Origin of the sequence: Micromonospora sp. NPDC049175 (assembly GCF_043197345.1) — a bacterium.
GTDB lineage: Bacteria > Actinomycetota > Actinomycetes > Mycobacteriales > Micromonosporaceae > Micromonospora.
Map to the genome: position 1 here is coordinate 129,070 of NZ_JBICSY010000007.1, position 19,739 is coordinate 148,808.

A 19,739-nucleotide genomic window follows, 5' to 3' on the forward strand; every position below is an offset into this window, starting at 1 on the left:
GTCGGGGCAGGCTGACGGTGTCGGGGCAGGCTGACGGTTCAGCCGGGTCGACCCGACCCGGACAGGAGGGCGCGGGTCGCCTCCCACCCCTCGAAGGCGGGATCCAGCGTCGCCAGGTCAGCCGGGCCGCGCAGTCGGCGCCAGCCCGTGGTGACCGCCACGTCACCCGGGCGCGGGGCGTTGGCCCGCGCCTCGGCCGGCGTCGCCGTGTCCAGGCCCAGCGTCGGCAGCCAGTCCGGCGCGGGCAGTCGTACCGCGACCCCGAGCAGACCCGGACCGCCACCCTCGACCGGCGCCACCGCGACCGGCCGCGTGGTGAGTGGGCGGAGCAGCTTGCCGACGGTCAGTGCGGGCAGGTCAGGCACGTCACTGACCAGCACGGCGGCCTGGTCGTACCCCTCCAGCGCGGCGAACACGGCGTTCGGCGTGGGCTCGGCCACCTCGTACACCGCCGTGCCGGGCCACACCAGCGCATCGGCCAGCGCCCGGTCGGCCGGGGTCACCGCGACCGCGACCTCCACCTCGTTGAGCGTGGCGAACAGGTCGATGACGTCTTCCGCGAGAGCTGCTCGCCATTCGGCCAGGTCGACGCCCGGCGGCGACCAGTGCACCGGCCCGAGCAACGCCACCACCACCCGTCGCGCCATGCCCCGACCCTAGCGCCCCGCGGCGCCGACCTACCCGCCCGTCCCGCAGTGGCCGGCCGCCCCGCACGCCCGCCCGTCCCGCACGCCCGCCCGTCCCGCAGTGGCCGGCCGCCCCGCACGGCCGGCCGCCCCGCACGGCCGCCCGTACCCGGCTCGATCGACTCGGCTTCCTGAAAAGCGCGGTGTCCGGGTGGCATCGACAGCGCGGGTATCAGGAAGCTGAGTTGATCTAGGCCGGTCAGGTGGAGAGCGGGGCGCCGGAGGCGGCGGCGACACCTTCGAGGTAGCCGCGGGCGCGTTCGGCTTTGGGGTAGCGGCCGACCAACGACCAGAACCGGGCGTTGTGGCTGGGCACGATCAGGTGTGCCAGCTCGTGCAGCAGCACGTAGTCGATCACCCAGTCGGGCATCTCCTGGACGCGGTGCGAGATCCGGATGCTGCGGTCGGCAGGTGTGCACGAGCCCCATCGGCCGTTCTGGTTGGTGACCCATCGGACGCTCGCCGGCACGGCCTTCGTGGCGTACCCGGGGAGGTAGAGGTCGATGAGCCGGTTGGCGCGGGCCAGCAGCTCGGCGTCGGAGCGGGCCAGGCGCCCCTCCCGGGCGGCGAGCCGGGCGAGCATCCGGTCGACCCACTCGCTCTCCTCGGCCCGGGAGAACTGGTCCGGGATGAGGACGACGACTCGCTCACCGTCACGGTACGCGGACACCGTGCGTCGCCGACGCTGGCTGCGCCGCACCTCGACGACCGGCTTGCGCGTCCCCGCCATCACTGGCCCGCGCAGCCTCGGCTACGTGTCACGAAGGAAAGCTAATGCGTACTGACCAGGGGTCCGCAAGGGTCAACCACCCGACACACGCCCGGAAAGTGGTGATTGGTCGCTAGGCGTCCCGAAAATTTCTTGGCCGCGACGTCACCGCACCATCTCGTCACCCTTCGTGAACACCGATGGCGCCGGTACGCGGCACCTCCCCACCGTAGGTGATCACGATGCCGAATGCCCTCGCGGGGGCACTCGCACGGGTGTCTGTGGGGGTTTGGTCGGCGTGTCCCCGCCAAACTGACTTATCCGACCTATTTCGCCATGCACACTCTCGACGTCGACTAGCTCACAGTGTCGATGCACAGCTGACATGGAACCGCCCAGACCTGGGTAGGGTCCGCGGACCAGCGGTCACGAAGGTGGCCGTGGAGTGAGACCCAGCGCCGGCGCCCCGTGGGCCCGCCGCCGGGCACCCCGCCGGGACGGCATCGACCGGCGGACGAGACGAGGAGGGCACCGTGGCCGACCAGGCCCAGACGACCTACAACGGTTACTGCGTGAAGTGCAAGGAGAAGCGGGACTTCGAGGGGCACGTGGAGGTCTCGAAGACCGGAATGAACATGGCCAAGGGCAAGTGTCCGGTATGCGGAACAACAGTGAACCGCATCCTGGGCAAGGCCAAGGTCTGACCTGTACGAGTGGCGGGGGCGGAGTGGCCGGTGGCCACCCCGCCCCGTCGCCGCCTCCGAGGTAGGCGGGTCGCCGACGCGCTGTCGGGTGGCTGACAACCTCGTCGACAGGCTGTGGATAACCCAGCAAAGCCTGTGGACAACGCTGGACAGAGGCCTGCGCGCCTGTGGACAACGATCGACCGAGTGCGAAGATGTGGTCACGATTGGTGACCATGAGCCGCACTGTTCTGCCCCGCCCCACGCTGCTGCCCGGTCTCAACCGGCTCTGGCGTGACAGACACACCCTCCAGCTCGGCGTAGGCCCCGGGCCGGCGGTGCTGCTGGAGCTGGCCAACCCGCGCGCCGCCCACCTGCTCGACCTGCTCGACGGCACCCACAGCGAGCGCGCCGTGCTGGCTCGGGCGGCCGCCGCCCAGGTCACCAGCGAGGACGCGCGTACCCTGCTCGACGCCCTGCGTGCGGCCGGGCTGCTGGTGCCCGCGCACAGCCTGCTCCCCCGTGACCTGGCCGGCCCCGCCCGCGCCCGGCTCACCGCGGAGGCCGGCGCGCTGGCTCTGGCCGCCGCCCGGCTGCCCGGCACCCCTGCCCAGGTCCTGCGTCGACGACGGGTCGCCCGAGTCGTGCTCACCGGCGCCGGGGCGCTCGGCGGGCCGCTGACGGTGGCGTTGGCGCAGGCCGGCGTCGGGCAGGTGGTCCCCCTCCTCACCGGCCCGGTGCGCCCCGTCGACCTGGTCGGCACCGGCATTCCCGCCACGGAGCTGGGCCATCCGCTGGCCCCGGCGGTGCGGGCCGCCGTCGAGCGCACCGCGCCGGGTACCGGCACCCAGCCGGTCCGGGCCGGCCGGGTGGACCTGGTGATCCAACTCGGCGCGGATCGGCCGCCCGCGCTGCTCGCCGCCGGTCTCGCTCAGCGCCGGCAGCCACACCTGCTGGTCACCCTGCGCGGGGGCGTACCGGTCATCGGGCCGTTGGTCTGCCCACCCGCCGGACCCTGCCTGCACTGCGTCGAGCTGCACCGGGCCGACCGCGACCCGGACTGGCCGCGGCTCGCCGCCCAACTCGCCGCCGCGGACCCGGTGGCCGCCGGTGCGACCGGGACGCTGCTCGCGGCCATCGGGTACGCGCTGGCCGAGGCACTGACACAGCTCGACGGCGGGCAGCCAGAGACGCTGGGCGCGGCCATGGAGATCATCGGCGCGGGCCGTTTTCGTCGTCGGGACTGGCCGCCACATCCGGCATGTGAGTGCTCGCGGGGGCGAGTGTCCGCACCAGCCCGGCCGCAGAGCAGCAGCGGGGCCCTCCGGTCGGTAACAATGACCGGGTGACCGACATCCCGCGCCGCGCCGTGTCCCGCACCGCCAAGCTCGCCGCCCTGCCGCTCGGCTTCGCCGGTCGGACCGTTCTCGGCATGGGAAAGCGCGTCACCGGAATCGCCTCCGACGTGATCTCCGCAGAGATCCAGCAGCGCACCGCCGAGCAGCTTTTCAGCGTGTTGGGCCAGCTCAAGGGCGGGGCGATGAAGTTCGGCCAGGCGTTGTCGGTCTTCGAGGCCGCGTTGCCGGAGGAGATCGCCGCGCCCTACCGCCAGGCGCTCACCAAGCTCCAGGAGGCGGCGCCCCCGCTGCCGGTCGCCAGCGTGCACAAGGTGCTGGCCGAGCAGCTCGGCCCGGACTGGCGGGACCGGTTCGTGGAGTTCAACGACGTCCCGGCGGCCGCGGCCAGCATCGGCCAGGTGCACCGGGCACGGTGGCGCGAGCCGGGGCTCGACGAGTCGGGCTCGCCGAACGGCCGCGACGTGGCTGTCAAGATCCAGTATCCCGGGGCCGGAGAGGCGCTGCTCGCCGACCTGAAGCAGCTCTCCCGCCTGGGCGGGATGTTCCGGGCCATCCAGCCCGGCCTGGACGTCAAGCCACTCCTGGTCGAGCTGCGGGAGCGGATCACCGAGGAGCTGGACTACGAGTTGGAGGCCGAGTCGCAGCGCGCCTTCGCGGAGGCGTACGCCGACGACCCGGAGATCTACATCCCGAAGGTGATCAACGCGGCGCCCCGGGTGCTGGTCACCGAGTGGGTGACGGGCACCCCGCTGGCCGACATCATCCGGGAGGGCACCGAGGAGGAGCGGGACGAGGCGGGCCGGTTGATGGCCACCCTGCACCTCTCCGCGCCGCAGCGGGCCGGGCTGCTGCACGCCGACCCGCACCCGGGAAACTTCCGGATGCTGCCCGACGGCCGACTCGGGGTGATCGACTTCGGTGCGGTGGCCCGGATGCCGGAGGGCACACCGGAGCCGATCGGCCGCATCGCCGCGATGGCCCTGCGCGGCAACGCCGACGAGGTGGTGGCCGGCCTGCGGTCAGAGGGCTTCATCGGCGCCACCGAGGAGATCGACGCCGAGGGGGTGCTGGACTTCATTCGTCCGATGCTGGAGCCCATCGCGGCGGACGGGTTCCGGTTCACCCGGGCCTGGCTGCGGGGCGAGGCGGGCCGACTCGCCAGCCCCCGCTCCCCCACCTACCAGCTGAGCAGGCAGCTCAACCTGCCGCCGTCGTACCTGCTGATCCACCGGGTGACGCTCGGCTCGATCGGGGTGCTCTGCCAGCTGGAGGCGAAGGCCCCGTACCGAAGCATCCTGGAACGCTGGCTGCCCGGTTTCGCGCCGGTCGCCTGACCACGCCGGAAAGGGCGGGCGCCGATCGGCGCCCGCCCTTTCCGGATCGGAGTGGTACTAGAGAACGCCCAGGTCACGAGCCGTCTGGTGGCGGCTGTTCATAGCGACGGTACGGGCGGATCGGGTTGCCTCAGTGCTCGTGGTGGTACGACCGGCCTGAGGCCGACGCATTCGAGCCCGGGACAACGCTTCGTGGAGTAGTTGCATCTCGAACGCTCCGTTGGGGAGGTTGAACATCGTCTTCTCGCTCACTGCCGGTGTGCCACCGGCGTAGTTGGTACGGGTCGGGAACATGTCAGGCTGCCAGCCGGACCGCGCCACGCACCTCGGACAGCCCACTGGCCGCCAAGCGCGCCTCGGCCTCGACCCGAAGCTCGGCGTCACGCGCGACGTCCTCCTTACGTGGACGGCCACGGGGCCGCTTACGCGGAACAACCGCGCCACGCTCGAAGATCTCGCCGCCCCAGACGCCCCACGGCTCCGCTCGCTCCACCGCCCCGGCCAGGCACTCGACGCGCAGCGGGCAGTCCCCGCAGAGCGACTTGGCCAGCTCGAGCTCGGCAGGCGAGTCGGAGAACCACAGGTCGGGGTCGAACTTCCGGCAGGGCAGGTTCGCCTCCATCTCGACGCTCACGTCGAGGGGGGCCAACGCCAGACTCATCTCCCGGTCACCTCTCTCTCACTTCGATCTCGTGGATCGCATTCCGACGTACTACGGCGGGCAAAAAACTGAGGCCGCGGATCCCGGTAATCGGGTTCCGCGGCCTCGAGGTGAGCCGGTGTCTGATGGTCAGACCGGTTTACCTCGAGGCGGAACGCCGCGGACATCCGTGCGCTTCATGGCGACCGGGATGCCATTGCCAGTGGAGCCACTGGTCCCCTCGACTCCGGCTGGCGCGACGGTCAGGATCAGCTCGGCCTGAACCTGGTGCACCTGCGGAACCGACGGTCGTGCGGCCACAAGGGCCACCCGGACAGCCGACAACGGAGCGTGGACAGACGGCATCGCCGCCAGACGCTCATAGGTGAAGATCTTCACGGGTGCCACCTCCCTCACGTTCCTCGAATCGACTGGACCAACCCTCGTGAGCAGCCGGAATGGCGCCGCTCGCGTGGTGTGTCCTGAGGCTATTCCTCGCGCCGGGGCGAGGGCAAACGAATTTACGACTGGATTTCGAAAGTTTTCTCCGGGCAGACGTCGTCCACCCCCGCGCCGTCCACGAGAGCGAGCACCGACTCCCCATAGAGGCCCAGCTTGCGGGGGCCGATACCGGCGATGGCGATCAACTCCTCGGGCCGGCCGGGCCGCCGCTCGGCCAACGCGACAAGTGTCGCGTCGGTGAAGACCACGTACGCCGGGACCTTCTGCGCACCGGCCACCCGCTGCCGCCACTCGCGCAGCCGCTCGTGCAGCTCGTCGTCGATGTCGGACGGGCAGGTGGGGCAGCGGCCGAGCTTGCGGTCCGGTCCGGCGAGCAGGGTGGCGCCGCAGATCCGGCAGGAGACGATCTGGGTGCGTCGTCGCTCGGGGCGGCGGGCCGGACCGGCGCCGCTCGCCCGTTCGGTGCCGCCGGAGCGGTCGAGCTGGGGCAGGAACCGCGAGGGCCGCCGGGCTCGTCCGCCCGGCGAGCGCGCGGCGGCGTACGACAGCCAGAGCCACTGCCGTGCGCGGGTGATGCCGACGTAGAGCAGCCGGCGTTCCTCCTCGACCTGCTCGACGCTCTTGGCGTACGTGGTGGGCAGGGTGCCCTCGGCGAGACCGACCAGGAAGACCGCGTCCCACTCCAACCCCTTGGCCGAGTGCAGCGAGGCGAGGGTCACCCCGTCCACAGTCGGTACGTGCTGCTGGGCGGCGCGCCGGGCCAGCTCCTCGGTGAAGTCGGAGAGGGTGACGGGGCGTTCCACCGACGCGGCCTCGCCGATCGGCACCACCTCGGGGGTGGCCGCGTACTCCTCGGCGAGCTGGACCAGCGCGGACAGCGCCTCCCACCGCTCGCGGGCGGCGCCGCCGGCCGGGGGCGCGTCCGGAGCCCAGCCGACCGCGGTGAGCGCCTCGACGACGGCGGCCGGCAGCGGTGTCTCCCCCGGAATTGACCGGGTGGCGGCGCGCAGCGCGACCATCGCCTGGCGCACCTCGGTCCGCTCGAAGAACCGCTCCGCGCCCTGCACGACGTAGGGCACGCCGACCTCGGTGAGCGCCTTCTCGTACGCCTCGGACTGCGCGTTGACCCGGAACAGCACGGCGATCTCCTTCGCCGGCGTACCCGTGTCGATCAGCGACCGGCAGCGCGCGGCCACCGCGTTCGCCTCGGCCGGCTCGTCGGTGAAGATCCGCAGGTCCGGCTCGGGGCCGGGTGGGCGTTGCCCGCTCAGCTCCAGCCGCAGCCGCGCCTCGGTGCCCCGGGCCTGGGCGATCACCGCGTTGGCCAGCCCGACCACCTGCGGGGTGGAGCGGTAGTCGCGGACCAGGCGGACCACCGTGGCGCCCCGGTGCCGGCGGGGAAAGTCGACAAGGTACGCCGAGGTCGCCCCGGTGAACGAGTAGATCGTCTGGCTGGCGTCGCCGACCACTGTCAGGTCGTTGCGGCCGGCCAGCCAAGCGTCGAGCAGTCGCTGCTGGAGGGGGTTGACGTCCTGGTACTCGTCGACGACGAAGTGCCGGTACTGGCCCCGGACCTGCTCGCCGACGTCCGAATGCTCCTCGATGCCCCACACCGCGGCCCGCAGCATGTCCTCGAAGTCGATCACCCCGTTCGAGCGCTTGAGCTGCTCGTACGCGGTGAACACGTCGGCGACCTTCGCCGGTTCGTGCGGTGTGTCGCGCAGCGCCCGGGCCGCCGACACCACGTAGTCGCTCGGCTCGACGAGTGACGACTTGGCCCACTCGATCTCACCGGCCAGGTCCCGGGCGGCGGCCCGGTCGGTGCGCAGGCCGACCCGGGCGGCGGCGAGGGTGACCAGCCGTACCTTGCTGTCCAGCAGCTCGGGCATGGCGCGGCCGGACAGCAGCCGGGGCGCGAAGTACCGCACCTGGCGCAGCGCCGCCGCGTGGAACGTGCGGGCCTGCACGCCGCCCACCCCGAGGACTGTGAGCCGGCTCCGCATCTCGGCGGCGGCCCGGGCGGTGAAGGTGACCGCGAGCACGTGTCGGGGGGAGATCTCACCGGAAAGCACCCGATGGGCGATCCGGGAGGTGATCGCCCGGGTCTTGCCGGTGCCGGCGCCGGCCAGGATGCAGACCGGGCCGGCGGGTGCGGTCACGGCGGAGCGTTGCTCCGGGTCCAGCCCGGCGAGCACCTGTTCCGACGCTGAGTGAACCGCCACAACCAGGAATCATCTCAGCTCCCCCTAACGTTGCAGCGAACAGCCTCGGCTTGATCCGCAAGCCGCGGCCGGAGGAGTTGGAGGATCCGAGGATGCTGACGATGTATTCCACCCCCTGGTGCGGCTACTGCCACCGGCTGAAGTCGCAGCTCGACCGGGAGGGCATCGGGTACGAGGTGGTCGACATCGAGCAGGACCCGAAGGCCGCGGAGTTCGTGATGAGCGTCAACGGCGGCAACCAGACGGTGCCGACGCTGCGCTTCGCCGACGGCAGCGCCCTGACGAACCCCTCGATCACCCAGGTCAAGCAACACCTGGAGACCCTCGACGCCTGATCGGCCGGGTCACTCTCGACGAGCGGTCGCCCCCTCGGGGCGGCCGCTCGTCGTGTCCGGTATCCGTCACCCGGACGGCCGCCGGTGGGTGCCTGTCGACACCTGCCGCTCGGCGGGTCGCCGGGGCGCGGGGACTCTCCGGCCGGTCGGACGGGTCGACGGCGTGGGCGGGCGGGTGCCGGGCGGGGCGCTCAGGTGCCGGCCCCGCCAGAGGTAACTGCCGGCCGCCAGGGTGGCCATCCCCACCAGCGCGAACAGCATCCGGTAGTCCAGGAAACCGACAAGTAACGCGCCCGCCCCGATGGAGAGCGCCTGCGGCCCGCTGACGACCGCCTGGGTGGCCGCGGCGACCCGGCCGACAAGTGGCGGCGGGGTGCGGCGCTGGATCAGCGTGTGCAGCCCCACCATCGTCAGGGGGAGGGAGACGCCGGCCAGCAGCACCGCCACGAAGGCGAGCCGAAGATCGGGGTACGCGAGCGCGAGCGCGGCCGGGGAGAAGAAGGCGACACCTGCGGCAAGTGTGCCGACCTCTCCGAGCCGGCGGACCAGCGCCGGTGAGCAGAGCCCGCCGAGCAGCCCGCCGACGCCCTGCACGGTGACCAGCACACCCACGAACGCGGCGTCGCGGTTCAGCCCCTGGTCGACGTAGGCGAAGATGAGCGACTCGCTGAAGCCCATCACCAGTGACCCGAGCCCGTAGCCGAGCAGGGCCCGACGCAGGGCCGGCTCGCCGGCCAGGTGCCGCAGGCCGGCGCCCAACTCGGCCGGCCAGCGCAGTCGCGCGGTCGCCGGCACCTGTTGCGGGGTGGGTAGGGCGGTCACCACCGCCGCCGCGGTCAGAAATCCGACCATGCCGATCCCGGCCAGCGCCCACCCGCCGAGTGCCGCGTAGAGCGCCGCGCCGGCCAGCGGACCGATCAGCCGCATCCCCTGCCGTACGGTCTGCAGCACGCCGTTCGCCTCCGCGAGCAGCTCGACGGGCACCAACTCCCGGATGAGCCCGCTCAGCGCCGCGCCGAGCGTGATCGACGACAGCCCGTACAGGGCCGCCACCAGGTAGACGACCCAGACGTCACCCGCGTCCGCGACGGTGAACAGTGGGGTGAGCAGTGCCGCCGTGGCCACGTTCGCGGCGACGAAGAACGGTCGGCGTGGGTAGCGGTCGATGAACCAGCCGATCACCGGCGCCAGCGTCATCGGGGCGACGACGGCGAAGATCGTGCCGCCGGCGAGCCCGTTGGAGCCGGTCAGGTCCTTGACCCAGATGGCGAGCGCGAGCAGCAGAATCGACTCGGCGGTCATGCTGGCCAGCAGACCGCCGAAGAGCAGGCGGAAGTCGGGTCGGCGCAGGACGGTGCGCATGGGTCCCTCCGGCGGGGGTGGCGTGCCCGGGTGGGCGTGGTCGAGGGGGGCTGCGACCGTGGGTCCGTCGTCATCTGACATTCCCGTGGTCCCTTTTTCGCAAGACACGCCCCCGCCGGAACCTCCGACGCCGGTCGCGCCGTCCATACTGGCCGTGGGGGGCGAATTTCATACAGTTACCGTCGCGTCTGCGGCGGTCGACGGGAAAGAGGACACTGTGCCTCCTGCCGCACCCAGCCCGATCATGCGTCGACGACGGTTGGGCCTAGAACTGCGCCGCCTGCGCGAGGCCGCGGGCCTCACCGGCGATCAGGTCATCGAGCGGATCGGTTGGGCGTCGGCGTCCAAACTGTCTCGCCTCGAAAACGGCCGCAGCCGACCCGACCCGCAGGACGTCGCCGTCCTGCTGGCCCTCTACGGGGCCGACGAGGCACTGCACACGGAGTTGCTCGGCATCGCCGGCGAGGCCGGCGACATGCGGGGCTGGTTGAAGAACTTCCCCGTGATGACGCAACAGCAGCGTAGCTGGGCCGAGCTGGAGGCGGGCTGCGCGGAGATCTCCGAGTACAACCCGGTGCTGGTGCCGGGCCTGTTGCAGACCCCCGGGTACGCGAAGATGCGGATCCTCTCGGCGCGCGAGGTGGGCGCGGGCGCCGGTGAACCGGAGCCCGGCGACGACATCGACACCGAGGTGCAGGCACGGATGGCCCGCCAGTCGCTGCTGAACCGGGAGGCGGACGCGCCGCGCTACACGGCGGTCCTGGAGGAGGCGGCCCTCGGTAATCGAGCCGGGCCGCCCGAGGTGCTGCACGAGCAACTGGTCCAGCTCTGTGAGCTGGCCCTCCTGCCCAACGTGACGCTGCACGTGCTGTTGCGGGACACCCCGGTCGGCAATTGGTACCTTCCGCCGACCGCGTTCTCCGTCTACCGGTTCGCCGATCCGCTCGATCCGGAGACATTGGCCATCGAAGGGGGGTTCACCGACGTCATGTCGACCGAGGTAATCCCGCTAAATAGCTATAAAGTGGTGTTCGAGTGGCTATGCACGGCGGCACTAACCGCCTCGGAAACCCTCTCCTGGCTGATCGAGTCGACGGGACGGCTGACCGAGGCGGTGCCCCCATCCACAGTGGCGTTCGGGCCGGCAACGGCGCCGACCCAACGCCGCCGGGATTCGGGGCGGCTGACGGAACGGTGATCCACGGGGGCCCATCCGTCGGGGCGTGCGACACCACTCGTCCCATCGGATCGGTTCACACCAGGAGCAGAACCATGAACGACATCCGCAACACGCCGTCCGTCTCCGCCCGCTCGTTGGCGGACGCCCCGTGGCGTACCAGCACACGCAGCCAGACCTCCAACTGCGTCGAGGTCGCCCCACTGGGCACCGGCCCGTCCGCCGTCGCGCTGCGCGACAGCAAGGACCGAGGCGGCCCGGTGCTGCTGTTCAATCGGGCCGGATGGCTCGGCTTCATCTCCGGAGCCAAGGGCGGCCAGTTCGATCTGAACTGACCCGGTGACCGGGGCGGGGCCGTCGGCATACTGCCGGCGGCCCCGTCTTTTTTTGGGTGCAAGGCCGCTGAGCAGGCATCGGATGATCGGACGAGGCTCAGAACCGATAGGCGAGTTTGCGTTGCTGGGATGTTTACGCGGCGTAACATGGCCGACGGTACGTGGAACTTCCACACTGGCTCATCCGTCGCGGTTCATCCGGAGACCCTCATGCGGTTCCTGATCGTTCGCACCGACATTCGCGCCGTCGCCGACGGCGACATCGCCGCCGCCTGGGCGGACGGCCACCGACTCCGCGACGAGACGACCGCGCCCGAGCCGCGACGGCAGATCGTGCACGCCGAGGACCGGGACGCCGCGCTGCTGCTGGCTCGCGCCCTGGCCGCGGTAGGCGCGGTCCGCTCCGGCAGGCAACGGGTGAAGGTCCTGCCGCTGAACGAGCCCCGGCCCGCCTTCCGGAGCAGACCACGCCGCACCAGCACCTGATGTCACCCCACGTCCGTCGTGGTCGGACCGGCTCCCCCGCCGCGTTCCACGCACCCGCCGACCACGACGGCCCGTGTTCCCGGCCTGTGACCGCCGCGGCAACGGCGGCCACAGGCCGGGACCGTGCTCACCTGTCGGCGTCCACCCAACCGTCCAGCCAGCGGTGGATGAGGAACAGCGCGATCGACGACGGCGGGGGCAGGATCAGCCGAGCCCCGTCACCCACGTCGACCGTCTGCCCGGCCAGCGCCGCCCCGATCTCCCGGCGCGTGAACCACCGGGCGTACGCGATCTCGGACGGATCGACCCGCACCGGGTCGGTCGGGTTCGCGGTGGCCAGGAAGCCCAACATCAGCGAGCCGGGGAACGGCCAGGCCTGGCTGCCCACGTACCCGATGCGCTCGATCCCGACGCCCACCTCCTCGCGGACCTCGCGCAGCACGGCGGCCTCCGCCGACTCGCCCGGCTCGACGTAGCCGGCCAGGCACGAGTAGCGCCGGCCGTCCGGGGTGCCCGCCCAACTGGCGTTGTTGCCGAGCAGGCAGCGCCCGTCCGGGCCGTCCACGCCGTCGTGCACCAGCACGATCATCGCCGGGTCGGTACGCGGCCAGACCCGCCCCCCGTTGCGGTCCACCCGGGACCAACCGGCCTCGTCCATGGCGGTCGGCGCCCCGGTGCTGGACGAGTAACCGTGCCGGGTGTGCCAGTTGACCAGGGCCAACGCGGTGGTGAGGATGCCGGCCTCCCGGTCGGCGAGCAGGTGGCCCACCTCGCGCAGATGGACCGCCCGGGTCCCCGGCACCTCCGGCAGCGGCGCGTCGACCGCGAAGACCGGCACCCCGTCCGGCTCGACACCGAGGAACATCGCCGTCGACTCCGACCCGGCCGGCGCGTCGGCCGCGGAGAACAGCACCAGCGCCGGCGGCGACGTGTCGGCGCGGGCCAGCGTCCGGCCCTCGTCGGACGAGTCGAGCACCAGCACCCGGGCGTGCAGCCACGCCTCGGTCAACCACTGCGAGTCGCCCCGCCGGTGTGCCGCCCGATCCAGGGTGGACCGGGCCAACGGCGGCGCGGCCTCCCCGCTCACGCCGGCGCTCCGCTTCGCTCCGCGCCGCCGCGAGACGGCCCGCTGCTGTGCCTCATGGTTCGCTCACTACGCTCGCTCACGCCGGCGCTCCGCTTCGCTCCGCGCCGCCGCGAGACGGCCCGCTGCGTTCGCTCACGACACCGGCTCGGTATGGATCGTGGTGAGCGCGGCCAGCCCTGGCGTGACCCGCTCGGCGTCGCCGAGCACCACGATCGCCGCCCGCGCCGGCGCCAGGTAACGTGCCGCCGCCCGCGCGACGTCGTCGACGCTCGCCTTCGCCAACCTCGCGGCGTACTCGGCCAGGAAGTCCAGACGCAGCCCGTTGCCCGCGTACGCGCTCGTCAACGCGGCCAGCCCGGCCTGGGTAGACATGCCGAGCTGGAGGGTGCCCAGGGCGTACTGGCGGGCCTGTTCCAACTCCTCGGGCTTCGGCGGCAGCGACGCCAACCGACCCAGCTCGTACGTCGTCTCCAGCAACGCGGGGCCGGTGACCTCGGTGGCCACCTCGGCGGAGGCGACGAGCACCGACCCGGCCACGGAGTGCTCGATGCCCGAGTGCGGGCCGTACGTGTAGCCCTTGTCCTCGCGGATGTTCTCCACCCAACGGGAGGAGAAGTAGCCACCGAAGATCAGGTTGGCCAGTTGCAGCGGGGCGTGGTCCGGGTCGGTGCGCGACACCGCCGGAAGCGCGATCCGCAACGAGGACTGCACCGATCCGGGTCGGTCGACGAGCAGCAGCGGCCCCGGCTCCAGCGGCGGCGTCGCCGGCAGCTCCGCGACGCGCCCGGCGCCGGCCCAGCCGCCGAGCGCCCGCTCGGCCGCGTCCAGGGCCTTCTCCGGCTGGACGTCGCCAACCACCACCAGTTGCGCACCGGCCGGGTGCACCCGCTCCGAGTGCAGGGTGCGCAGCGCCGCCGGTCGGACGGCGCGGATCTGGCCGGGTTCCGGGGTCTGCGTCGCGTACGGGTGCCGGCCGTAGACCCGCTTCAGCAGCGCCTCCCGGGCCAGGTGCGCCGGTTGGCTCTGCGCCACCTGAATCCGGTCGACGAGCCGGTCCCGTTCGGTGGCCACCTCGTCGCCGGGGTAGTTGGCGTTGGTCAGCACCTCGGCCATCAGTTCCAGCATCCGGTCCAGGCCGGTGACCAGGCTGGCGCCGGAGAGCATCAGCCGGTCCGGGTCGACGCCCGCGGACAGCCCGCCGCCCACCTTCTGCAACTCGGCGGCGATCCGCACACTTGTCATCGACTCGGTGCCGGACAGCATCGTCTGGGAGAGCATCGCGCCGCGGGCCAGGTGGACCCGGCCGAACGGGACCCAGAGCCGCAGCTCGACGAGCGGCACGGCGGGCCGGCGTACGGCGATCACGGTGAGGCCGTTGGGCAGGGTGCGTTCGGCCTGCTTGGGCACCTTGAGCTTGCGGGTCGGGCCGAGCGGGGGCAGCGTACGCGGCCCGGTGGGAGCGGTGGTGGTCGTCGTGCTCACTGTGTCACCTTCGTTCGCGACTGCGGGGCTCGCAGGACCGGCTCACTCCTCGCGCTCACCGAACGCCTCCGGCAATGACCTCGATCGCGGCGCGCCGCTCCGGACGCAGGGTGGCCGCGGCGGCCTGGACCTGCTCCTCGGTGACCTCGCCGACCAGCCGGGGCAACTCGTTGAGCAGGCCCGGTTCGCCGCGTTGCTGCTCCAGCACGGCCATGCGCAGCGCCCGGCCCAGCACCGCGTCGGTGTCGCGCAGCAGGTGGGTCGCCATCCGGGCCTGGGTGCGGGCCAGCTCGCCGTCGGTCAGCCCGTCGGTGGCCAGCCGGTCCAGTTCCTCGTCGATGGTGCGCAGCACCTTGTCCACGTCGCCCCCGGGTGGCAGGTGGGCCTGCAACAGCAGCGCGGTGGGATCGCGGACGTCGAAGGGATCGCCCATGAAGCCGAGGTATCCACCGAGGCTGGTCACCGTGCGGTCCCGCTGCACCAGGCGCTCGACGAGACGCGACGCGTCACCGTCGGTGAGCACCTCGGCCAGCACCACGTAGGGCAGGTAGCCGGCGAAGTCGGTGATCGGGTCGGGCACGCGCCAGGCCCCGGCGACCGCCGGCAGCGGCGCCAGGGCATCGGTGTACGAGGTGCGCCGCTCGGCGGTCAGGTCGGGCTCGGTGAAGTCGGGCCGAACCGGCGCCGGTCGGGCCGGCACGTCGCCGAAGTGCCGGTTGACCAACTCGGTCGCCTCCGCCACGTCGATGTCGCCGCTGACGGCGAGGACCGCGTTGCCGCTGGCGTAGTAGCGGCGGAAGAAGTCCGCGGCGTCGGCGACGGTCGCCGACTCCAGATCGTCGAAGGAGCCGTAACCGTCGTGCGCGTTCGGGAAGGTGTCGAACATGACCGGTGGCAGGGTCAGCCAGGGGAAGCCGCCGTACGGCCGGTTGAGCACGTTGACCCGGATCTCCTCCTTGACCACGTCGACCTGGTTGCGCAGGTTCTCCTCGGTCAGCCGGGGGCCGCGCATCCGGTCCGCCTCCAGGAACAGCGCGCGTTCCAGCGCGTTGCTCGGCAGCGTCTCGAAGTAGTCGGTGTAGTCCAGGTGGGTGGAGCCGTTGAACGTCCCACCCGCCCCCTGCACGTGCCGGAAGTGGGCCAGCTTCTCCAGGTTTTCCGAGCCCTGGAACATCAGGTGCTCGAAGAGGTGGGCGAAGCCGGTGCGTCCCTCCGGCTCCGAGCGGATGCCGACGTCGTAGACCACCGCCACCCCGATCACCGGGGCGCTGCGATCGGGGGTGAGCACCACCCGCAGGCCGTTGTCGAGGGTGAACCGCTCGACCGGATACTTCGTCGCTGGAATTCTGGATCTCCGCGCAGGCACGGAGTCGACCCTAGCGCGTCGGCACCCCCGCCACCCGCGACCTCAGCGGAGCCGCCGAAACCGGGACGGTGACGAGGGGCAGCACCTCGGCGCCGACCCGCTCGGCCTCCTCCCGGTGTGGCCAGCCGGAGAGGACGAACTCGTCGACGCCGAGCGCCGCGTACTCGTCGATCCGGGCCGCGACCTCGGCGTAGCTGCCGACAAGCGCGGTGCCGGCACCCTCGCGGACGAGGCCGACACCGGCCCACAGGTTCGGTCCGACGGTGAGCCCGTCGGTGCGGCCGGCGTTGAGCGCGGCCATCCGGGCCTGTCCGACGGAGTCCATCCGGCGGAATCTGGCCTGGGCGGCGACGATCCGCTCCGGGCTCATCCCGGCCAGCAGCCGGTCGGCCTCCGCCCAGGCCTCGGCGCTCGTGGGCCGGGCGATGACGTGCAGCCGCAGGCCCGTGCGCAGGGTGCGGCCGTGTTCGGCGGCGAGCGCCCGGATGCGGGTGACCCGGGCCGCGATCGACGCCTGCGGCTCACCCCACATCAGGTAGACGTCCGCCTGTCGGGCGGCCACCGCCTCGGCGGCCGGGGACGCGCCGCCGAAGTAGACAGGTGGCGGCTCGGCGAGCGGGGTGGCCAGGCCGCCGCCGTCGACCCGGTAGTGCGTTCCGGTGTAGTCGAAGGGCCGTCCGGCCCAGGCGCGGCGGAGCACCTCGATGAACTCACCGGTGCGCGCGTAGCGGTCGTCGTGCCCGAGGAAGTCGCCGTACGCCCGCTGCTCGGCCGGGTCGCCGCCGGTCACGATGTTGAGCGACAGCCGGCCGCCGGAGACGGCCTGGAACGCCTCGGCCTGCTGGGCGATCAGGGTGGGCAACGCGAAGCCGGCCCGGACCGCGACAAGCATGCCGAGCCGCTCGGTGTGCTGGGCGATAGCCGCGCAGACGATCCACGGGTCGGGGCAGCCGGCGCCCACGGGCGTGAGGACGGCGGTGAAGCCGTGCGTCTCGGCAGCCCGGCCGACCTCGGCCAGGTACGCGACGGTGGCGGCCCGGTCGTGCCGGGCGGCGCCCGCCGTGACGGTGGCGGCGCCGACCTGGTCGCCGTCGCCGGAGGTGGGCAGGAACCAGTGGAAGCTCATCGCACAGTCGCCTCTCTGACAGTTGCCGAGCGCCGTACCCTAGCAAGCTGGTAGGAAATACCGACATAGGCGAGACGCACCTTCCCGGCATGTGGATGGGTCTTGACGCTGAACCCGGCCTGGCCCACTCTTCCTACCAACTAAGTAGGAATACTGCGGATTGGATGGACGATGAGACGGCTCCCCTTGCGCCGGTTGGTCACCCTGGCCACCCTTGCCGCCCTCGGGGCGGCGACCGTGGGCAGCGCCGCCGCGTGCGGCGACGACAGCGACGGCTCGGGCGGCGGCTCCGGCGGCCCGGTCACACTGCGTCTCGGCTACTTCCCCAACATCACCCACGCGCCGGCGGTCGTCGGCGTGGAGAAGGGCATCTTCGCCGAGAAGCTCGGCGCCGACGTCAAGCTTGACCCGAAGACCTTCAACGCCGGCCCGGCCGCCATCGAGGCGGTCTTCTCCGGCGCCCTGGACGCCACGTACATCGGTCCGAACCCGACGGTGAACGCCTTCTCCAAGTCCAAGGGCGAAGCGGTCCGGGTCATCTCCGGCGCGGCCTCCGGCGGCGTGGCGCTGGTCGTCAAGCCCGGCATCACCGGCGCGCAGGACCTGAAGGGCAAGAAGATCTCCACCCCGCAACTGGGCAACACCCAGGACGTGGCGATCCGTTACTGGCTCAAGCAGCAGGGCCTGACCACCACCAAGGAGGGTGGCGGCGACGTCAAGATCGTGCCACAGGAGAACGCCCAGACGGTCGAGACGTTCAACAGTGGCGCGATCGACGGCGCCTGGGTGCCCGAGCCGTTCGTCTCCCGCCTGGTGAACGCCGGCGGCAAGGTGCTCGTCGACGAGCGCGACCTGTGGCCGGACAAGAAGTTCGTCATCACCAACCTGCTGGTCAGCACGAAGTTCCTCAAGGCGCACCCGGACGTGGTGCAGAAGCTTGTCGACGGCCAGGTGGCCGCCAACGAGTTCGTCAACAGCAAGCCCGAGGAGGCCCAACAGGCCATCTCGGACGCGATCGGCAAGATCACCGGTAAGCCGCTGGACCTGAAGCTGATCAAGCAGGCGTGGCCGACGTTGGAGTTCACGAACGACCCGATCCCCTCCTCCCTGAAGGCGGGCCTCGACCACGCCGTCGAGGTCAAGCTGACCGACCCGGTCGACCTCAACGGCCTGTACGACCTGACGTACCTCAACAAGGCCCTCAAGGCGGCCGGCAAGCCCGAGGTCGTCCAGCCATGACGTCGACCACGACGACGCCGAAGGGCGCGACCACCGCGGTCGCGCTCTCCGGCGTGACAAAGGTGTACGGGCGCGGGCCGAACGCCGTCCTGGCCCTCGACGGTGTGTCGCTGGACGTCGCGCCTGGCGAGTTCGTCTGCCTGGTCGGCGCGTCCGGCTGCGGCAAGAGCACCCTGCTCAACCTGGTCGCCGGGCTGGACCGGCCCAGCGGCGGGCAGATCAGGCTGGCCGGCGACGCCAACCCGGGGCTGATGTTCCAAGAGCCGGCGCTGTTTCCCTGGCTGACCGTCGACGGCAACGTGGAGGTGCCGCTGAAGCTGCGCCGGCTGCCCCGGGCCGAGCGCCGCGAACGGGTGGCCGAGTTGCTGCGCACGGTGCACCTGGCCGACTTCGGCCGCAAGCGCCCGCACGAGCTCTCCGGGGGCATGCGGCAACGGGTCGCGCTGGCCCGCACGCTGGCCCTGGACACGCCGGTGCTGCTGATGGACGAACCGTTCGGCGCACTGGACGCGATGACCCGCGACATCCTGCACGACGAGCTGGAACGCATCTGGTCCGAGCGCAAGCTGTCGGTGCTCTTCGTGACGCACAACGTCCGCGAGGCCGCTCGACTGGCCGACCGGATCATCCTGCTCTCCAGCCGTCCCGGTCGGATCATCTACTCCACCGAGGTGAACATCCCGCGCCCTCGTCGGATCGACTCCCCCGAGGTCGCCGCCATCGCCGCCGAGGTCACCGAGCGGCTCCGTACGGAGGTGGGCCGCCATGGCCAGTGACACCCTCACCAGTTCGGCGCGTACCGACGCGGAGATCTCCGGCCTGGACGCGCTGGACATCGCCGGCCGGGACAAGGAGGCCTCGCGGGGCACCCGGATCTGGGCGGCCACCTGGCCCAAGCTGGCGGCGCTTGCCATCGCCATCCTGGCCTGGCAGCTCGTGGTCTGGTCGGGCTGGAAGCCGCCGTACTCGCTGCCGGGGCCACTGGAGGTCGGTCGCGAGCTGGTCACCCAGGCCCAGGGCCCACAGCTCTGGGACGGCCTGGTCACCACGCTGCGCCGGGCCGCCCTCGGGTACGTCTTCTCGGTCGCCGTCGGCCTGCTGCTGGGCCTGGCGGTGGCCCGTTCCAAGGTGCTTCGGGCCGCCATCGGCTCGATGATCACGGCGTTGCAGACCATGCCGTCGATCGCCTGGTTCCCGCTGGCCATCCTGCTCTTCGAGCTGAGCGAGAAGGCGATCTTCTTCGTGGTGGTGCTCGGTGCCGCACCGTCGATCGCCAACGGGGTGATCTCCGGCGTGGACTACGTGCCGCCGCTGCTCAAGCGTGCCGGCCGCAACCTGGGCGCCCGGGGGCTCAACCTCTACCGGTACGTCATCGCGCCGGCCGCCCTGCCGGCGATCGTCGCCGGCCTCAAGCAGGGGTGGGCCTTCTCCTGGCGCAGCCTGATGGCAGGCGAACTGCTCGTGGTCGGCATCTCACAGACGTCGCTCGGGGCCCAGCTCACCTACTCGCGCGAGTTGTCCGACGCGCCCTGGCTGCTCGCCACGATGATCGTCATCCTGGTCGTCGGCCTGGTCGTGGACGCCGCGTTCGGCGCGGCGGACAAGGCGATCCGGCGCCGCTGGGGCGTGCTCGACCAGGCGGGCAACTGA

Annotated in this window: 20 protein-coding genes; 10 read left to right on the top strand and 10 right to left on the bottom strand. The window is 71.8% G+C overall.

The window, feature by feature from the left end; all coding sequences use genetic code 11:
* Window positions 1–38: 38 nt before the first annotated feature.
* On the bottom strand, window positions 39–647 hold the full coding sequence (locus ACGFH8_RS26515) for a hypothetical protein (RefSeq protein WP_393372040.1): 609 nt from the start codon (window positions 645–647) through the stop codon (window positions 39–41).
* Window positions 648–885: 238 nt separating this feature from the next.
* The gene (locus ACGFH8_RS26520) at window positions 886–1,416 is read right to left on the bottom strand and encodes a M48 family metallopeptidase (RefSeq protein ID WP_393372042.1); all 531 of its coding nucleotides are present in this window, start codon (window positions 1,414–1,416) and stop codon (window positions 886–888) included.
* A 512-nt stretch (window positions 1,417–1,928) separates the two neighbouring features.
* On the opposite strand from ACGFH8_RS26520, the gene ACGFH8_RS26525 reads away from it, so the two are divergent.
* The 3 genes from ACGFH8_RS26525 to ACGFH8_RS26535 all read left to right on the top strand — a co-directional run bounded on the left by ACGFH8_RS26525 (window position 1,929) and on the right by ACGFH8_RS26535 (window position 4,770).
* The gene (locus ACGFH8_RS26525) at window positions 1,929–2,099 is read left to right on the top strand and encodes a DUF5679 domain-containing protein (RefSeq protein ID WP_167457767.1); all 171 of its coding nucleotides are present in this window, start codon (window positions 1,929–1,931) and stop codon (window positions 2,097–2,099) included.
* A gap of 215 nt (window positions 2,100–2,314) precedes the next feature.
* On the top strand, window positions 2,315–3,427 hold the full coding sequence (locus ACGFH8_RS26530; RefSeq protein ID WP_393372045.1) for a TOMM precursor leader peptide-binding protein: 1,113 nt from the start codon (window positions 2,315–2,317) through the stop codon (window positions 3,425–3,427).
* Entirely contained in the window at window positions 3,424–4,770 is a 1,347-nt protein-coding gene (locus tag ACGFH8_RS26535; protein WP_393372047.1) for an ABC1 kinase family protein, read from the top strand. Before ACGFH8_RS26530 ends, ACGFH8_RS26535 begins: the two co-directional genes overlap by 4 nt.
* Before the next feature lie 295 nt (window positions 4,771–5,065).
* On the opposite strand, the gene ACGFH8_RS26540 is transcribed toward ACGFH8_RS26535, so the two are convergent.
* The 3 genes from ACGFH8_RS26540 to ACGFH8_RS26550 all read right to left on the bottom strand — a co-directional run bounded on the left by ACGFH8_RS26540 (window position 5,066) and on the right by ACGFH8_RS26550 (window position 8,094).
* Window positions 5,066–5,431, bottom strand: a complete 366-nt coding sequence (locus ACGFH8_RS26540) for a WhiB family transcriptional regulator (protein WP_328420094.1) — start codon at window positions 5,429–5,431, stop codon at window positions 5,066–5,068.
* Window positions 5,432–5,560: 129 nt separating this feature from the next.
* Window positions 5,561–5,809, bottom strand: a complete 249-nt coding sequence (locus ACGFH8_RS26545) for a hypothetical protein (protein ID WP_393372050.1) — start codon at window positions 5,807–5,809, stop codon at window positions 5,561–5,563.
* A 122-nt stretch (window positions 5,810–5,931) separates the two neighbouring features.
* Window positions 5,932–8,094 (bottom strand): ATP-dependent DNA helicase UvrD2, encoded by a 2,163-nt coding sequence (locus tag ACGFH8_RS26550; RefSeq protein ID WP_393372052.1) that lies wholly within the window; start codon window positions 8,092–8,094, stop codon window positions 5,932–5,934.
* Window positions 8,095–8,186: 92 nt separating this feature from the next.
* Here ACGFH8_RS26550 and ACGFH8_RS26555 point away from each other — a divergent pair, with 92 nt between their 5' ends.
* Window positions 8,187–8,429 carry a mycoredoxin gene (locus ACGFH8_RS26555; RefSeq protein ID WP_357066605.1) on the top strand — a complete coding sequence of 81 codons (243 nt, stop codon included), beginning with the start codon at window positions 8,187–8,189 and terminating at the stop codon, window positions 8,427–8,429.
* A 66-nt stretch (window positions 8,430–8,495) separates the two neighbouring features.
* On the opposite strand, the gene ACGFH8_RS26560 is transcribed toward ACGFH8_RS26555, so the two are convergent.
* Window positions 8,496–9,791 (bottom strand): MFS transporter, encoded by a 1,296-nt coding sequence (locus tag ACGFH8_RS26560; RefSeq protein WP_393372054.1) that lies wholly within the window; start codon window positions 9,789–9,791, stop codon window positions 8,496–8,498.
* A gap of 217 nt (window positions 9,792–10,008) precedes the next feature.
* Here ACGFH8_RS26560 and ACGFH8_RS26565 point away from each other — a divergent pair, with 217 nt between their 5' ends.
* From ACGFH8_RS26565 to ACGFH8_RS26575, 3 genes are all read left to right on the top strand, one after another.
* Window positions 10,009–10,989: a helix-turn-helix domain-containing protein gene (locus tag ACGFH8_RS26565; RefSeq protein WP_393372057.1), complete on the top strand. Its 981-nt coding sequence runs from the start codon at window positions 10,009–10,011 to the stop codon at window positions 10,987–10,989.
* 74 nt (window positions 10,990–11,063) lie between these two features.
* Window positions 11,064–11,303: a DUF397 domain-containing protein gene (locus ACGFH8_RS26570; RefSeq protein ID WP_393372060.1), complete on the top strand. Its 240-nt coding sequence runs from the start codon at window positions 11,064–11,066 to the stop codon at window positions 11,301–11,303.
* A 210-nt stretch (window positions 11,304–11,513) separates the two neighbouring features.
* Window positions 11,514–11,789, top strand: coding sequence for a hypothetical protein (locus ACGFH8_RS26575; protein WP_393372062.1), 276 nt, complete (start codon window positions 11,514–11,516; stop codon window positions 11,787–11,789).
* 127 nt (window positions 11,790–11,916) lie between these two features.
* Here the strand turns inward: ACGFH8_RS26575 and nudC are convergent, their stop codons facing one another.
* The 4 genes from nudC to ACGFH8_RS26595 form a co-directional block, all read right to left on the bottom strand.
* On the bottom strand, window positions 11,917–12,876 hold the full coding sequence (gene nudC / locus ACGFH8_RS26580; protein WP_393372065.1) for an NAD(+) diphosphatase: 960 nt from the start codon (window positions 12,874–12,876) through the stop codon (window positions 11,917–11,919).
* Window positions 12,877–13,008: 132 nt separating this feature from the next.
* Window positions 13,009–14,358 (bottom strand): M16 family metallopeptidase, encoded by a 1,350-nt coding sequence (locus ACGFH8_RS26585; protein ID WP_393372068.1) that lies wholly within the window; start codon window positions 14,356–14,358, stop codon window positions 13,009–13,011.
* A 55-nt stretch (window positions 14,359–14,413) separates the two neighbouring features.
* Window positions 14,414–15,724: a M16 family metallopeptidase gene (locus ACGFH8_RS26590; protein WP_393372070.1), complete on the bottom strand. Its 1,311-nt coding sequence runs from the start codon at window positions 15,722–15,724 to the stop codon at window positions 14,414–14,416.
* A 10-nt stretch (window positions 15,725–15,734) separates the two neighbouring features.
* Complete coding sequence (locus ACGFH8_RS26595; protein WP_393372071.1) at window positions 15,735–16,850, bottom strand: LLM class flavin-dependent oxidoreductase; 1,116 nt, start codon at window positions 16,848–16,850, stop codon at window positions 15,735–15,737.
* A gap of 171 nt (window positions 16,851–17,021) precedes the next feature.
* On the opposite strand from ACGFH8_RS26595, the gene ACGFH8_RS26600 reads away from it, so the two are divergent.
* From ACGFH8_RS26600 to ACGFH8_RS26610, 3 genes are read left to right on the top strand one after another with little or no spacing between them, the layout of a single operon-like run.
* Complete coding sequence (locus ACGFH8_RS26600) at window positions 17,022–18,089, top strand: ABC transporter substrate-binding protein (RefSeq protein WP_393372074.1); 1,068 nt, start codon at window positions 17,022–17,024, stop codon at window positions 18,087–18,089.
* Window positions 18,086–18,865 carry an ABC transporter ATP-binding protein gene (locus tag ACGFH8_RS26605; RefSeq protein ID WP_393372077.1) on the top strand — a complete coding sequence of 260 codons (780 nt, stop codon included), beginning with the start codon at window positions 18,086–18,088 and terminating at the stop codon, window positions 18,863–18,865. Before ACGFH8_RS26600 ends, ACGFH8_RS26605 begins: the two co-directional genes overlap by 4 nt.
* Window positions 18,855–19,739 (top strand): ABC transporter permease, encoded by an 885-nt coding sequence (locus ACGFH8_RS26610; RefSeq protein ID WP_393372078.1) that lies wholly within the window; start codon window positions 18,855–18,857, stop codon window positions 19,737–19,739. The genes ACGFH8_RS26605 and ACGFH8_RS26610 overlap by 11 nt, the downstream gene beginning before the upstream one ends.